We start from the raw sequence: 13,890 nt of genomic DNA on the forward strand, positions 1-13,890 counted from the left end.
TGCGACAAGCATTTGCATAAAAGGGCTTGACCTCAAGTGTGCTTGAGCTTGCATATATTCAGTCCTGGAAAATTGATGCGAATTGGAAAGGACTGACAATGGATCTCAATCAGGTGACGATCGGCGCGCGCGATTTTGACGCCTCGCTAGCGTTCTATCGCAAGCTCGGGCTCAAGTTGATCGTACTGACAGAGGGGCGCTATGCGCGGTTCGAGCTGCCCTCGGGCTCGTCGACGCTTTCGCTTCACCACGATGCCGTGCATTCGCCCGGCGATACGCTGCTCTATTTCGAAGTTGACGATATCGACGGAAAACATGCGGAACTTGAAGCCGCTGGCATCATTTTCGACAGCCCGCCGCGCGACGAGCGCTGGAATTGGCGCGAAGCGCGCTTCAGCGATCCATCGGGCAATCGGCTGTGCCTGTTCCATGCCGGGCCGGATCGACGTTTCCCACCCTGGCGGCTCTCCGCAGCGGAGCGCTAGCCCTTGACCTTCGCCGCAAAGCTCTTGCGCAGCTTCTGCAGCTTGGGCGGGATCACTGCCAGGCAATAGGGATTGCGCTGGCCTTCGCCCTCCCAATATTCCTGGTGATAGTCTTCGGCCGGATACCATTCGGCGGGGCCTTCGATAGTGGTCACGGCAGTTTCGCCAGGATGCTCTGCATGCCAGCGTGCGATGGCGGCTTCGGCTGCATCCCGGTCGAGATCGTCCGACAGGAAGATCGCGCTGCGATATTGCGTGCCGATATCGTTGCCCTGGCGGTTGAGCTGCGTCGGGTCATGCGTGCCCATGAACACGTCGAGAATTTCTGCGAGCGAGATTACGCCGGGATCGAAGCTGACGCGGATCGCCTCGGCATGGCCGGTCGTGCCGCTGCACACTTGCTTGTAGGTCGGGTGCGCAGTGGTGCCGCCGATATAGCCGCTTTCGACCTCGCTCACGCCAACCACGTCGCGGAACACCGCTTCAGTGCACCAGAAACACCCCCCAGCCACGATTGCCCGTTGCACATCGTTCATTGAATTCTCCTTCGCTTGGGAAGATAGGGAACCACTGCGTTATTGTCATCGTTTGCTGTCTATCTATCAGCAGCTACGAAATTATTCGGGAAAGGAACTGGACCAATGAAAAAGCTGATCCTGGCCTCTGCGCTGCCTGCGCTGGCACTGGCGGCAACAGCCAATGCCGATCACCACAGATCCGGCGAGCAGCCACATCATGGGCAGCACGACGAAGCCACTTTCATGAAGCATCACGGCGAAGCCCTGTCGGGCGCGATCAACCACCCGACCCGCGCGCAGGATCGGGCGCGCGACAAGCATCGCCATCCCGGCGAAACGCTCGCCTTCTTCCATGTTGGCCCACACATGAAAGTGGGCGAATACGCCCCTGGCGGCGGGTGGTATTCGCGCCTGCTGGGCCATTATCTGGGCGGCGAGGGCCAGTTGGTCGGCATCTACGCCAATCCGCTGACCGCAACTTCGGATCCCGTTCGCCAGCAGCGCGTGCGCGATGCGGCTGCGGCCTTTCCCGCTGAAGTGGCCGGATTTACCGGGCTGCCTGCGGAGAAGTTTGGCGGCATGACGCTCGAAACCATTCCCGACGAGCAGCGTGGCACCTTCGACCGGATCCTCGTGATTCGCATGCTGCACAACATGTTGCGCTCGAGCACCGCCGACAGCGAGATCAAGTCCATGCGCGAACTGCTCAAGGATGACGGCATGATCGGCATCGTCCAGCATCGTGCGAAAGCGGATGCGCCATGGTCCTATGTCGACGGCTCGAAGGGCTATCTGCGCGAAGCCGATGTGATCGCCTTCATGCAGGTCAATGGCTTTGAGCTCGTTGGCAAGAGCGAGGTCAACGCCAATCCGCAGGATAGCGCCGATCACCCACTGGGCGTGTGGGAAATGCCGCCGGTCTGGCGCACCAAGCGCGAGGAGCTCAAGGACCTGGGCGAGAGCGATCGCATGACGCTGCTGTTCAAGAAGCGACCGTAAAGCTAAAGGGCGGCGCATGAGAGAAATCACTGTCGCCGCCCTCCAGCTCGCCCTTGGCAGCGAAGACGAGCACGAAAACATCGCTGCGGTCACCGCGCTGGTTGAACAGGCTGCCGCGCGCGGTGCGGACATCGTGCTCCCGCCCGAGCTGTTTTCCGGCCCCTATTTCTGCAAAACCGAAGACGAGGCGCAGTTCGCGCTGGCCCGCCCGACCATTGAGCATCCTTCGGTCATCGCCATGCGCAAGCTCGCCGCCCAGCTCAAAGTCACGATCCCGACCAGCTTTTTCGAGCGCGACGGGCATCATTACTACAATACTCTGGCGATGATTGGGCCTGACGGCGAGATCATGGGCACCTATCGCAAAAGCCACATTCCCGATGGGCCGGGCTATGAGGAGAAGTTCTACTTCCGCCCCGGGAATGACGGGTTCAAGGTGTGGGACGTGCCAACCTCCTGTGGCCCCGCTCGTATCGGCGTGGGGGTATGCTGGGACCAGTGGTATCCCGAATGCGCGCGGGTGATGGCATTGAAGGGCGCCGAAGTGCTGTTTTATCCCACCGCGATCGGTTCGGAGCCCTATGACGCCGATCTTGACACCAGCCGCATGTGGCGCCGCGCGATGCAGGGGCATTCGGTGTCGAACTGCATGCCGGTGGTGGCATCGAACCGCATCGGGGTGGAGCAGGGGCAGGCCTTTTATGGCCACAGCTTCATCACCAACGAATGGGGCGACCTGGTGTGCGAATTTGGCAAGGAGGAATCGGGTGTGCTGGTGACTACGCTCGATCTTGAGCAGGCCGCCACGCACCGCGCGGGCATGGGCTTCTTCCGCGATCGACGACCGCAACTTTACGGGCGGATCGCTGAGGATATCTGATCCGGCAGGAGCGTTGCGCAGAAAAGTGGGCACCGGTTTTCTGCAATAAGCAATGCGACAACCGCTATAGGGTCCTGACCCTAAGCTCAGCCGCCGGCGAGTTCCTTCAGCATGATGTACCAGTGATCGAGCCCGCGGAAGAAGGTATCGGCGTGGAGCCTTTCGTTGAGCCCGTGGGCAAACATGTCTTGCGGGCGGGAGCCAGCGCCGCTGATCGCGACTGTATCATAGCCGAGCGTGCGGTAATGCATACCGTCCGTACCGCCCGATTCCATATAGGGAATGATCGGGATTTCTGTGTCCCAGCGTGCTTTCAGGCTCTTGGCCAGCGCTGCCTTCACGTCCTCCCGCAAGCCTGACTCCGGGCTCTCCGTAACATCCGTGATGAGTTTGAAGGAGATATTGTCATTGCCAACCACTTCGCGCAGCGTGGCTTCGGTGGCCGCTGCGCCGATACCCGGGAAAATGCGGCAATTGACTGTGGCAGTAGCGCTTTGTGGCAGAGCGTTTTCGGCGTGTCCGGCGCGCAGCATGGTCGCCACACAGGTAGTTCCCAGCGTGCCGACCGTCTCGGGATCGGCTTGCAACACTGCAATCGCTTGTGGGCTGTCCGGATTGGCGGCGAATGTGCGCATTGCCTGCCCCAGCTCTCCGGGCGCCTGTTGCCCCAAGGCGCCAAGATATGATCGTGTTAGCCGCGTGGCGCGGACCGGGAACTGGTATTGTGCAATTCGGCCAAGTGCTTCTGCCAACTCGTAGATCGCATTGTCCTTGCGCGGGCGGGATGAATGGCCGCCCGGGTTGGTGATGGTAAGCTCGAAGGTGGCAAAGGTCTTTTCAGCGGCCTGCACCCGCATCGCGAGCGGGGCATAATCATTGCTCAACGCCAACCCGCCTGCATCGCTGTTCAGGACGAACGCCGGATCGACGTTTTCGGCCACCCAGCGCGCCTGTGCGCGGGTGGAAATCATTCCCGTTTCCTCATCGCCCGAGAATACCAGATACAGATCACGCCCGGGTGCCCAGCCTTCACGCTTCAGCCGCAGGAAAGTCTGTGTCAGATTCATCACGCCATATTTGTTGTCCATTGTCCCGCGTCCGAAGAAATAACCCTCTTCGGATGTCAGCGTGAACGGAGCGCGTTCCCAGTCTTCCGGCAGCGCGTCCACCACGTCCATATGGGCAAGCAACACGATCGGCTTTTCGCCCGAAGCGCCATCGCCTCGATAACGCACCATCAGCCCCTGGGTCGGTTCGCCTTCGCTGTCATAATCGGTGACCATGATATCTTCATCGGCGAAACCGCCAGCTTTCAACCGCTCGACCAGATAGCTGACCATGGCCGGTACCTGGCCGTGGCCCCGCGCCGTTCGGAAGCTGACAATATCCCTGTAAATGTCGAGCGCGACCTGTTGATCGCTCGTCAGCTCGCGGCTGTGTTCGTCATATGCACCGGCTGGCAGCGATGCGGCTGCCGCAGCAAATGCGGCCACAGTCCCGAGAAGTTTAAAGCAACGCATGATTCCGGTTCCCCCTTGTCACAATCCGATTGCCTAGCTTTTGCCAGCAGCAAAGTCGACTGCGCTTGCAAGCACGCCCGCCCGCGCTAGGACGCACGGCATGATGGCCGCTGCATCGCACGTTTATCTCATCGCGCTGGGCTCGAATATCCGGCATCCGGCAGACGGGCCGCCGCGTGAAGTCTTGCGGGCCGCGATCGAAGTGCTCGAAGATGTTGGACTGCTGTTCCACGCTGCCTCGCCCATCAGCGATAGCTTTCCGATGGGGCCGTCGCAGCGGCGCTTTGCCAATGCCGCGGCGGTAATCGAGACGCACCGTGATCCGGCAGCTTTGCTGGCACTGTTCAAGGGGATTGAGCAGGCGTTCGGCAGGCGGCGCGGGCAGCGGTGGGCGGCGCGGGTGCTCGATCTTGACATTGTGCTGTGGGATGGCGGGATCTGGGCCGGGCGGGAGCTTGCCATTCCGCATCCGCAATTCCGCCAGCGAGACTTCGTGCTGCGCCCGGCAAAGGCCATCGCGCCGGGTTGGCGCGATCCGGTGACAGGATTGTCGATTGCGCAGCTTTATGCACGCTTGACCAAGCCGCGACCTGTCCCTAGGTGACGCGCTCTGTGCCGCGCTTGAGATCAGCGGGGCATGTCAGGTGGGCCCTTAGCTCAGTCGGTAGAGCAACTGACTTTTAATCAGTAGGTCGCTGGTTCGAGCCCAGCAGGGCTCACCACCTTCGCTTTTGATTGATCGTTCTGCGGCGGCGCACAAGCGTGCGCCCCGGCCTACCGGGCCGAAGCGTCGAGCCTGCGCGCCAGCGCCACCCCGCCAGTGATCAGGAACGGCACCAGCACGAAGCTGAGCGCGACCTTGGCCAGCACCTGGCCGATCATCAGATTGGTGATGTCGAATTCGCCATAGAAGGCGAGCGTGATGAAAATCACCGAATCGACCGCCTGACTTAATGCAGAGGCGATCGCGCCGCGCGCCATCAGGCCAAAGGTGGAATTCTCACCGCTGCCGCGCAGTTTCGAGAAGATCCATACATTGAGCAGCAGTGAGGTGAGATAGGCGGCGGGCCCGGCCAGCCATACGCGCCAGGTCGATCGGTGCACCTGTTCGAAAGCGGCAAGGTCGTCTGGGCGGAACGCGACCATCTCGGTCGATGGCGGAAGAGCCAGCACCAATTGCATGAGCAGCGCCGATACGCCCAGCGGAACGAAGCCCCACCACACGATCCGGTTGGCAATCTTCTGACCATAAAGCTGGGCCACCGTGCTCGAAATCACCACCAGCGTCAGAAAGGCAAAAATGCCCGCTTCCACCGCAAGATCGCTGGGCGGCAATTGCACCTGTTTATAAGCCAACACGCCCGCCAGCACCGTCATCCCGCCATAGAGAAGCATGTACACGAACAGGCCACGCGGCATGGCAGCAGCGGCGGCAGCTTGCGGAGTATCGTGTTCGCTCATGCTGGAAATAGCCCTTCTGGCAGAAATGATCTGTGCACGGAGCTTGCGCTCGCACCATGCGAAAATTGACTAATGGCGGCGCGCGCGCAAGACAGCGTTTGATTTCATCCGCAACTTGTCGGGCCGCAAAGGGGCGCAGATGCCGCAGTTTGTTGTAAGTCTTGCCGGGATCGCCGCGATCCTGGCTATCGCCTTTGTGCTGTCGAACGGGAAAAGAAGGATCAAGCTTCGGATTGTCGGGGCCGCCTTCGCGCTGCAAATGCTGATGGCGCTGCTGGTGCTGCGTACGCCATGGGGCGTCACTGCGATCCAGGGGCTGTCCAACGGGGTGATTGCCCTGCTGGACTATTCCAAGGTCGGCATTTCCGCGGTGTTCGGACCGATGGACGCCAACCCCTTCGTCAACACTTTCGTCATCGCGGCGCTGCCGGTGATCGTGTTCTTCGCGGCGATCGTCTCGATCCTTTACCACTGGGGCGTGATGCAGCGGCTGGTGCGCTGGGTCGGCGGGGCGATCGGCTGGATCACCGGGATCAGCAAGGTCGAGGCACTGGGCGCGGCGGCCAATATCTTCGTCGGCCAGTCCGAAAGCCCGCTGGTGGTGCGGCCCTATCTCGCCGCGCTTTCACCCAGCCGCCTGTTTACCCTGATGACCGTCGGCATGGCTGGGGTCGCCGGAACGATCCTGGCGGCCTATGCCAGCTTTATCGGCGAGGACGCGGTGCCCTTCCTGCTCGCCGCCGCCTTCATGTCGGCCCCCGGCGGTATCCTGATGGCCAAGATCATCATGCCCGACGACGAAGGCGAGCCAGCGCCCGAGGGGCGGATCGTGCTGCCTGATGCGCGGATCAGCGCCGAAGGACCGGCCGCGATCACCGAAGGGTCCAGCACCCATGAAGTCGAGGTCGCCGAGACGTTCGAGGAAGGGCATCGCCCGGCCAACCTGATCGAGGCGGCGGCGCAGGGCACCCAGACCGGGGTCAAGCTGGCGGTCGCCGTGGGCGCGATGGTGATGGTGTTCGTGGCGCTGGTGGCGCTGGCCAATGGTATCCTCGGTGGGTTAGGCGGCTGGGCCGGCTACCCCGAATTGACCTTCCAGCAGATCCTCGGCTGGGTCTTCGCCCCGGTAATGTATCTGATCGGCATCGCCGACTGGCAGCAGGCGCAGCTCGCCGGCGGGCTGTTCGGGACCAAGATCGTGCTCAACGAATTCGTCGCCTTCATCGAGCTGGGCCAGCTCGAGGGGCTGACCGAACGCAGCCGCGCAATCGTCACATTCGCACTATGTGGCTTCGCCAATTTCTCCTCGATCGCGATCCAGATGGCGGTGACGGGGGGGCTTGCGCCAAATCAAAGACCGGTGATAGCGCGGCTCGGTATCAAGGCACTTGCTGCCGGCAGCCTCGCCAACCTCATGAGCGCGGCGCTGGCCAGCCTGTTCCTGCCTTATTAAGATGGTGTCATGACTGAAATCGCATCCGTTTCACTCGATCAACCGCTCGAGAACATCGCCGATGAACTGGGCCGAAGCTTTGCCGAATTCGGCTTTGCCGTCATTCGTGACCACGGCATCCCGCAGGAATTGATCGACCGGGCCGAAGCCAGGTCGAAGGAATTCTTCGCGCTGCCGGAAGCGGTGAAGCGCGGCTATCACATTCCCGGCGGCGGCGGTGCGCGCGGCTATACCCCGTTCGGTACGGAAAAGGCCAAGGATGCCGAGGTTCAGGATCTGAAAGAGTTCTGGCACGTTGGGCGCTCGCTTCCAGAGGGGCATCCGCTGGCGGAATATATGGCACCCAATGTCTGGCCGGATGAGGTCGAGGGCTTTCGCGAGACGTTTACCGAGCTCTATGCCGCGTTCGAGAAGGCCGGCGGGCGTGTGCTCGAAGCAATTGCGCTGCATCTGGGGCTCGACCGCGAATATTTTGCGCCCACAGTGGAAGACGGCAATTCGGTGATGCGGCTGCTGCATTATCCGCCGCTCAGCGAGGATGCGCCCGAAGGGGCAATCCGCGCCGCCGCGCATGGCGACATCAATACCATCACCCTGCTGCTCGGCGCCGAAGAGGCCGGGCTTGAATTGCTGACCAGGCAAGGCGAGTGGAAATCGGTCGATGTTCCCGAAGGTGCTCTGGTGATCAATGTCGGCGACATGCTTGACCGGCTGACCAACGGCAAACTCCGCTCGACCACGCACCGTGTGGTCAACCCCAAGGGAGACGCGGCCCGGCGCGCGCGTTTCTCCATGCCGTTCTTCCTGCATTTCCGGCCCGATTACGTGATCGAAACGCTCGACAGCTGCATTGAACCGGGCAGCGAATCGGACATTCCCGAGCCGATTTCGAGCCACGAATTCCTCCAGCAGCGTCTGCGCGAGATCAATCTGGCCTGAATTCAGCGATGCAGGGCGAAAAACCCCTGATTTTCTGACTCTGTTGCGCCCCGGCAACACTGGCCAAAGCGCTAGGGATTCTGCGGCTTTCAGGCCGGTCAAGAGGGCGTGAATGGCCTGCGCGCTGCCAGTGCGGCCAGGTGTTTCACAATTTTGTCATGCAACTGACTTTTTGCCGCAGTGCAGCGCGTTTAACCAGTTCTTAGCCGAGCGCTAGATTCCGGTTCTCATTCACATCAGGGGCCTAACCATGAAATTGAAATATCTTCTGGCAGCGAGCGTTGTCAGCCTTTCTGCCGCCGCCACGATTGCCACGCCCGCAGCGGCGCAGCAGATCACCTCGGGGGTTGAAGGGCGCGTTACGGATGAAAGCGGCGCTGCGATCGCCGATGCCACTGTAACCGTCACCGATACGCGTACCAGCCAGACTCGCACATTGAGCACCGGTAACGATGGAAATTTCCGTGCCATCGCGCTGGTCCCGGGCGGACCTTATACGATCACTGTTACCGCTCCCGGCTATCAAGGCCAGACGGTCGAAGACCTGTCGATCAGCATTTCGGGCAATACCAGTTTCAATTTTGCGCTCACCGCCACCGAAACGGGTGCCAGCGACAGTGTGATCGTGGTTACCGGCGCTCGGGCCAATGCGGTTCAGCTGGCGGTTGGCCCTGGCGTTGCATTCGATACGGCAACTCTGGAGGCCTTTCCCTCGATCAGCCGCGATGTGCGCGACATCATTCGGCTTGATCCGCGCGTCAGTCTCGAACGTTCGAACGAGGTTGATCGTATTTCGTGTTTGGGTGGTAATGACCGTTCAAACACTTTCACTGTCGACGGTATCGTACAGGCTGACGTATTCGGCCTGAACGGAACGCCATTCGCGGCGCGCAACTCGCTGCCGTTGCCCTTCGATGTGATCCGATCGACATCGGTCGAATTTGCGCCTTTCGACGTTGAATTCTCTGACTTTACCGGTTGCCTTGTCAATGTGGTGACCAAATCAGGCGAGAACGAGTTTCACGGCAGCGCTTTTTACACCTATTTCGATTCAGGGCTGCTGGCCAACAGCATCATCGATGGCGACGGTGTGGAGCAGCCGCTTTCTTCTGGGAGCGAGAAACGCTGGGGCGCCACCTTGGGCGGACCGATCATCAAGGACCGCCTGTTCTTTTATCTCGGATACGAACAGGTCGATCTTGGCGATGCCAATGACGAAGGGCCAACAGGTGGCGGTTTTGTCAACGAAGTGGACGGCATCACGCAGGATCAGTTCGATCGTTTCGCGTCGATCGCGCAAAACGTGTATGGCCAGGACGTCGGTGGTTTCCCGCGTACTCTTGATGAGTCCAGCAAACGCTATTTTGGCCGAATCGATGCGTATATTTCTGACGATCACAGGCTGGAGGCGACTTATCAGCGGCTTGAAGAATCGAATATCGAACCCGATTTCGGTTCGGATAATTTGACCGGCCTCAATTCTTTCGAGGATGAAGGCACGAAATCTGATTATTTCTCGCTACGCCTTTATTCCGAATGGTCAGACAAGGTTTCAACGGAGGTGCGCCTCAGCCGCTCTGAGGTAGGAGACATTCAGGGCCCGGTCGGGGGCGGTGAAGCGCAAAGCGAAAACCCGATTGTCAGGCTGGCGGTTGGCACTTCCACACCAGGCGATGACGGAATTCTGGGAACGAGCGATGATGATTTCGGCGTTCTGAGCACTGGCCCCGGCATCTTCCGCTCAGCCAACCAGCTCGATACACGGGTTAATCAGGCGAAGTTCCAGATGAACATTGACGGCGGCGATCACCAATTCAAGATCGGTGCCGAGCTGAATGATCTTCAGGTCTTCAATCTGTTTGCGGTCAATGCCACAGGGACACTCTATTTCGCCAATCTCGATGCCTTCGAGCAGGGCATCGTCAACCAGGGGACCGAATTCTTCCCCGATGCGGAAGAGATCTTCAACGGATCGAGCTATGGCGCTGATATCAACGCTACCCCCAGCGGAGACATCAATGAGGCCGCTGCGCTGTTCAGCCGCAAGATCTGGTCATTCTACGCCCAGGATGATTGGCAGGCGACCGATCAACTCAGCTTGACCGCCGGCATCCGCGTTCAGACCTATTCGGGTGGTGCACCTCGTGCGAACCCGAATTTCCTTGAACGCTATGGCTTCACCAATTCCGTTAGTTTTGGCAGCCTTGACCCGGTCATCCTGCCGCGACTTTCGGCAACTTATGAATTCGACAATGATGGCTTCCTTTCCAACTCGCGTCTGACAGGCGGCGTCGGCATGTTCTCGGGTGGGGATCCGGTAGTCTATTTCTCCAACGCGTTCTCGAACAATGGGTTCTCGACCGGACTTGGCACTTCGCTCAGCTGCGCTTCAGGCGAATTCCCGACCAGCGTTCTGTCCGGCGGACAATTCGCCGGTTTCCCCAGCTGCGTTGTGGCGGGCGGATCGGCGCAGGCAGCGGCCGGACTTGCCGATACGCAATCGACCGATCCCAATTTCGATGTCCCCACGGTGCTGCGTGCCAATCTGGGTTTTTCATCCACGTTCGGGACCGATGGCGGGTTCTTCAGCGATTGGCGTCTGAACCTTGATTATATCTATTCGCGGTTCAATGACACGATCAACTTTGTCGATCTGGCACAAGCGCCTAATATTAGCCGCGGCCTCAATGGCTTTACTGTTGATGGTCGTCCAATCTATGCCGCGATTGATCCGACCGATCCTGATGCTGCTGGCTGTAACGCCACTCTGGCAGGCACCGGCGGCACACCGCCGGTTTGGCAGAATGTCACGGCTGCCTGCTTCAATCGTATTGGCCGCGATGACGAGATCCAGCTGACTAATGGCCCTGATTATGAGAGCCATATCGCCTCGATCTTGCTGTCGAAGCGGTTCGATGGCCTCTTTACCGATGGGGGCAGCGTCAACTTCCGCTTTGGTTATGCTTATACCGATTCGGAAAACAATCGTGACAATGGCTCTTCGACAGCGACTTCGTCATTTGATGTCACGGCTGCGTTCGACCGGCAAAATCCGGCGGTATCGACCTCGAATTTCGAAACGCGCCACAACGTCACCGCAGCTCTCAGCTTCAAAGAAGAGTTCTTCGGCGATTTTGCGACGCGGCTCGGCGTGTTTTTCCGTGCTAGTTCGGGCAGGCCCTATAGCCTGACCTTTGATGGGGGCGGGGTTTTCAACGACAGCGCGTCTGGGAGCGACAATGCACTGCTCTATGTGCCGTCAGGTGTGAACGATCCGAATCTCGCACCTACCTCTGACCCAGCGGCAGTACAGGCACTGATCGATTATGTCGGGACTACAAACTGCAAGTTCACACCGGGGGCTTCGATTGCGCGCAATTCCTGCCGCAACCCATGGCAGTATGATATGGACCTGCGTTTCAGCCAGGAGTTGCCTTTCCTCGGAAGCTTGACGAACGTTGTTGAAGACAAGGTCGAGCTGTTCATGGATTTCGACAACTTCCTCAACTTCCTCGACAGTAGCTGGAACCGGCTAAAGTTCAGGAACAGTCAGGTCGATGTCGTCGATGTCGCGGTAGATAGCGCAGGGCGCTACGTCATTTCCGGCTTTAATCCGGACGATGATACGTCTGTCGGGATCTCAAGCTCTGCCTGGAAGATCCAGGTAGGAGCACGCTACAAATTCTGATCCCCGTAGATCATAGAATGTGAACAGAGCGGCGGGGCCTTCGGGCTCCGCCGTTTACATTTGGGCGGTTTGTATTCGGGGTGAGGCGCGATAATGGTGCGTCATGGCTGGTCCGGGCGAAGGGTTCTTGAAGCAGCGCCGCAAGCTGCGCCCCGGCATGATCGCGCTGATTGTGCTGCTGCATTTGCTCGCGCTTTACGGGCTAGCGAAAGCGCTGGTTCCGCAAGTCACCGCCACGATCGAGCGCGGCGTGGTTGAGGCGTTCACCGTCACTGTTACCGCGCCGCCGGATGACCCGCCCGATGTGCCCGATGAAGGGATGGCGGGCGATCCGGGGGAAGAGGCGGTGCCCGATCCGGTCAGCGCGCCCACGCCCAGGGTGACGCCAAAGCCTGATCGTGCTCTTCCGCAGGCATCCTCCACCGGCGACGCGGCAACTTCGGGCGCCACCGCCAGCGGCGAAGGCACCGGTGCCAGCGGCGAGGGCACAGGCACGGGCAGCGGGGATGAAGGCAGCGGCCAAGGTTCCAGCATGGCCACCGGCCCGGTCAAAATCGCAGGCACGATCGATTCGGCGCGCGATTATCCCGTGCCCGATGGCGGGCGCGAAGTGCGTTTTGGCCGGACGGTGCGGATCGCGATCCTTGTCGGCACCGACGGCATGCCAAGGCGCTGCCGCGTGTTCCGCTCGAGCGGCTTGCCCGAAACCGACGCGCGCACCTGCGAGCTGGCCATGGCACGCTTTCGTTTCAAGCCGGCGCGCAACGCACGCGGGACACCGATCGAGGCCGAATTCGGCTGGGAGCAGCGCTTTCGCCGCGCGCGCTAGGTGCGCTCGCCAGGCGTTTCCTTATGGCCTGCCTGCCCCAGCCTTGTTAGAGCATGCGAATGTCACATTCCTCCAATGACATGCTGACTCATCCGGTGATCCTGTGCGGCGGCGGGGGCACCCGGCTGTGGCCGCGCAGCCGCAAGCAAAGCCCCAAGCCTTTCCTGCCCCTGCTGGGCGATGAGACGCTGCTGCAACAGACGCTCGCTCGCTGCAGTGACGAGGCCATCTTCGCACCGCCCATGCTGGTGGCGGGCGCGGACCATGTGCCGTTGATAAGGGAGCAGGCGGGCGAGCTGGCGCCGGGCGCGCTGATCGTCGAGCCGACGGCGAAGAACACCGCTCCGGCGGTGGCGCTGGCGGCGGCGCGGCTTGATCCCGATGCGGTGATGCTGGTGTGCCCGAGCGATCATCATATCGCCGACACGGCAGCTTTCCATGCGGCGGCGCTGGCGGCAGCGGCTCTTGCGCGCGATGGCTGGCTGGTGTCGCTGGCGATCACTCCTGACCGGCCAGAGGTCGGCTATGGCTATATCAAGCGCGGGGATGCCTTGGCAGGCGGCTTCGAGGTCGAGCGTTTCGTCGAGAAGCCCTCGCTCGAGACGGCGCAGGCCTTCCTCGCCGATGGCACCTATGCCTGGAACGGCGGCATCTTCGCATTCCGCGCGGGCGCATTGCTGGCAGAGCTTGCCACCCACCGCCCGGCGATGGCCGAAGCGGTCCAGCAGGCGGTCCGCCAAGGCAGCGTAAAGGGCGCGGAGTTCAACCCGGCGGCAGAGCCCTTCGCGGCAATTGAGGGCGAATCGATCGACTATGCGGTGATGGAAAACACGCGCCGCGCGGCAATGGTGCCGGCGGCGATGGGCTGGTCGGACATTGGCAATTGGGCCAGCCTGCAGGATACCATGCCCCGCGATGCCGCGGGCAATCACGCCCCTGCAAATGCGGAACTGGTCGATTGCGAGAACGTGCTGGCAGTGAGCGACGGGCCGCGCATCTCGGTGCTGGGGCTGAAGGATGTGTGCGTGATCGTTGACGGGGACGAGGTTCTGGTGACCACCCGCGATGCGGCCCCGCATGTCGGCAAGCTGGGTGGGGCGAAGGAGCAATGAGCCCCG

Annotated in this window: 12 protein-coding genes and 1 tRNA gene; 10 read left to right on the forward strand and 3 right to left on the reverse strand. The window is 60.8% G+C overall.

All coding sequences use genetic code 11. From position 1 onward, the window contains the following. Positions 1-98 precede the first annotated feature (98 nt). Positions 99-485, forward strand: coding sequence for a VOC family protein (locus tag ACX2DJ_RS04220; RefSeq protein ID WP_462571170.1), 387 nt, complete (start codon positions 99-101; stop codon positions 483-485). Here the strand turns inward: ACX2DJ_RS04220 and msrA are convergent. Continuing rightward, complete coding sequence (gene msrA / locus ACX2DJ_RS04225; RefSeq protein ID WP_462572546.1) at positions 482-1,012, reverse strand: peptide-methionine (S)-S-oxide reductase MsrA; 531 nt, start codon at positions 1,010-1,012, stop codon at positions 482-484. The two genes, ACX2DJ_RS04220 and msrA, sit on opposite strands and share 4 nt — an antisense overlap. A 114-nt stretch (positions 1,013-1,126) precedes the next feature. Here msrA and ACX2DJ_RS04230 point away from each other — a divergent pair, with 114 nt between their 5' ends. Next, positions 1,127-2,002 carry a class I SAM-dependent methyltransferase gene (locus ACX2DJ_RS04230; RefSeq protein WP_462571172.1) on the forward strand — a complete coding sequence of 292 codons (876 nt, stop codon included), beginning with the start codon at positions 1,127-1,129 and terminating at the stop codon, positions 2,000-2,002. 16 nt (positions 2,003-2,018) lie between these two features. Then, on the forward strand, positions 2,019-2,882 hold the full coding sequence (gene aguB / locus ACX2DJ_RS04235) for an N-carbamoylputrescine amidase (RefSeq protein ID WP_462571173.1): 864 nt from the start codon (positions 2,019-2,021) through the stop codon (positions 2,880-2,882). An 86-nt stretch (positions 2,883-2,968) separates the two neighbouring features. Here the strand turns inward: aguB and ACX2DJ_RS04240 are convergent, their stop codons facing one another. Continuing rightward, a complete protein-coding gene (locus ACX2DJ_RS04240) occupies positions 2,969-4,402 on the reverse strand; it encodes a M20/M25/M40 family metallo-hydrolase (RefSeq protein WP_462571175.1) in 1,434 nt (477 codons plus the stop codon). Positions 4,403-4,502: 100 nt separating this feature from the next. Here ACX2DJ_RS04240 and folK point away from each other — a divergent pair, with 100 nt between their 5' ends. Together folK and ACX2DJ_RS04250 are read left to right on the forward strand one after the other, a co-directional pair. Continuing rightward, positions 4,503-5,006 carry a 2-amino-4-hydroxy-6-hydroxymethyldihydropteridine diphosphokinase gene (gene folK / locus ACX2DJ_RS04245; protein WP_462571176.1) on the forward strand — a complete coding sequence of 168 codons (504 nt, stop codon included), beginning with the start codon at positions 4,503-4,505 and terminating at the stop codon, positions 5,004-5,006. Between the two features lie 42 nt (positions 5,007-5,048). After that, positions 5,049-5,124: transfer RNA gene (locus ACX2DJ_RS04250), tRNA-Lys, on the forward strand. 52 nt (positions 5,125-5,176) lie between these two features. On the opposite strand, the gene ACX2DJ_RS04255 is transcribed toward ACX2DJ_RS04250, so the two are convergent. After that, complete coding sequence (locus ACX2DJ_RS04255) at positions 5,177-5,863, reverse strand: queuosine precursor transporter (RefSeq protein ID WP_462571177.1); 687 nt, start codon at positions 5,861-5,863, stop codon at positions 5,177-5,179. Positions 5,864-6,002: 139 nt separating this feature from the next. Between ACX2DJ_RS04255 and ACX2DJ_RS04260 the strand changes: the two genes are divergently transcribed. The 5 genes from ACX2DJ_RS04260 to ACX2DJ_RS04280 all read left to right on the forward strand — a co-directional run bounded on the left by ACX2DJ_RS04260 (position 6,003) and on the right by ACX2DJ_RS04280 (position 13,884). After that, positions 6,003-7,316 carry a NupC/NupG family nucleoside CNT transporter gene (locus ACX2DJ_RS04260; protein WP_462571178.1) on the forward strand — a complete coding sequence of 438 codons (1,314 nt, stop codon included), beginning with the start codon at positions 6,003-6,005 and terminating at the stop codon, positions 7,314-7,316. Between the two features lie 9 nt (positions 7,317-7,325). Next, on the forward strand, positions 7,326-8,255 hold the full coding sequence (locus tag ACX2DJ_RS04265) for an isopenicillin N synthase family dioxygenase (RefSeq protein WP_462571179.1): 930 nt from the start codon (positions 7,326-7,328) through the stop codon (positions 8,253-8,255). Positions 8,256-8,505: 250 nt separating this feature from the next. After that, positions 8,506-11,943 (forward strand): TonB-dependent receptor, encoded by a 3,438-nt coding sequence (locus ACX2DJ_RS04270; protein WP_462571180.1) that lies wholly within the window; start codon positions 8,506-8,508, stop codon positions 11,941-11,943. A 103-nt stretch (positions 11,944-12,046) separates the two neighbouring features. Continuing rightward, positions 12,047-12,772 carry an energy transducer TonB gene (locus ACX2DJ_RS04275; RefSeq protein ID WP_462571181.1) on the forward strand — a complete coding sequence of 242 codons (726 nt, stop codon included), beginning with the start codon at positions 12,047-12,049 and terminating at the stop codon, positions 12,770-12,772. A gap of 59 nt (positions 12,773-12,831) precedes the next feature. Further along, the gene (locus tag ACX2DJ_RS04280; protein WP_462571182.1) at positions 12,832-13,884 is read left to right on the forward strand and encodes a mannose-1-phosphate guanylyltransferase; all 1,053 of its coding nucleotides are present in this window, start codon (positions 12,832-12,834) and stop codon (positions 13,882-13,884) included. The last annotated feature ends 6 nt before the right edge of the window (positions 13,885-13,890 follow it).

The sequence above is a fragment of the Altererythrobacter chaiwopuensis genome (assembly GCF_054957755.1).

Bases quoted from the DNA above. Each gene is read 5' to 3' on its own strand.
- ACX2DJ_RS04255 (WP_462571177.1), bottom strand. From the start codon at position 5,863: ATGAGCGAACACGATACTCCGCAAGCTGCCGCCGCTGCTGCCATGCCG.
- ACX2DJ_RS04230 (WP_462571172.1), top strand. From the start codon at position 1,127: ATGAAAAAGCTGATCCTGGCCTCTGCGCTGCCTGCGCTGGCACTGGCG.
- ACX2DJ_RS04270 (WP_462571180.1), top strand. From the start codon at position 8,506: ATGAAATTGAAATATCTTCTGGCAGCGAGCGTTGTCAGCCTTTCTGCC.
- ACX2DJ_RS04220 (WP_462571170.1), top strand. From the start codon at position 99: ATGGATCTCAATCAGGTGACGATCGGCGCGCGCGATTTTGACGCCTCG.
- ACX2DJ_RS04260 (WP_462571178.1), top strand. From the start codon at position 6,003: ATGCCGCAGTTTGTTGTAAGTCTTGCCGGGATCGCCGCGATCCTGGCT.
- aguB (WP_462571173.1), top strand. From the start codon at position 2,019: ATGAGAGAAATCACTGTCGCCGCCCTCCAGCTCGCCCTTGGCAGCGAA.
- ACX2DJ_RS04240 (WP_462571175.1), bottom strand. From the start codon at position 4,402: ATGCGTTGCTTTAAACTTCTCGGGACTGTGGCCGCATTTGCTGCGGCA.
- folK (WP_462571176.1), top strand. From the start codon at position 4,503: ATGATGGCCGCTGCATCGCACGTTTATCTCATCGCGCTGGGCTCGAAT.
- ACX2DJ_RS04275 (WP_462571181.1), top strand. From the start codon at position 12,047: ATGGCTGGTCCGGGCGAAGGGTTCTTGAAGCAGCGCCGCAAGCTGCGC.
- ACX2DJ_RS04265 (WP_462571179.1), top strand. From the start codon at position 7,326: ATGACTGAAATCGCATCCGTTTCACTCGATCAACCGCTCGAGAACATC.
- ACX2DJ_RS04280 (WP_462571182.1), top strand. From the start codon at position 12,832: ATGTCACATTCCTCCAATGACATGCTGACTCATCCGGTGATCCTGTGC.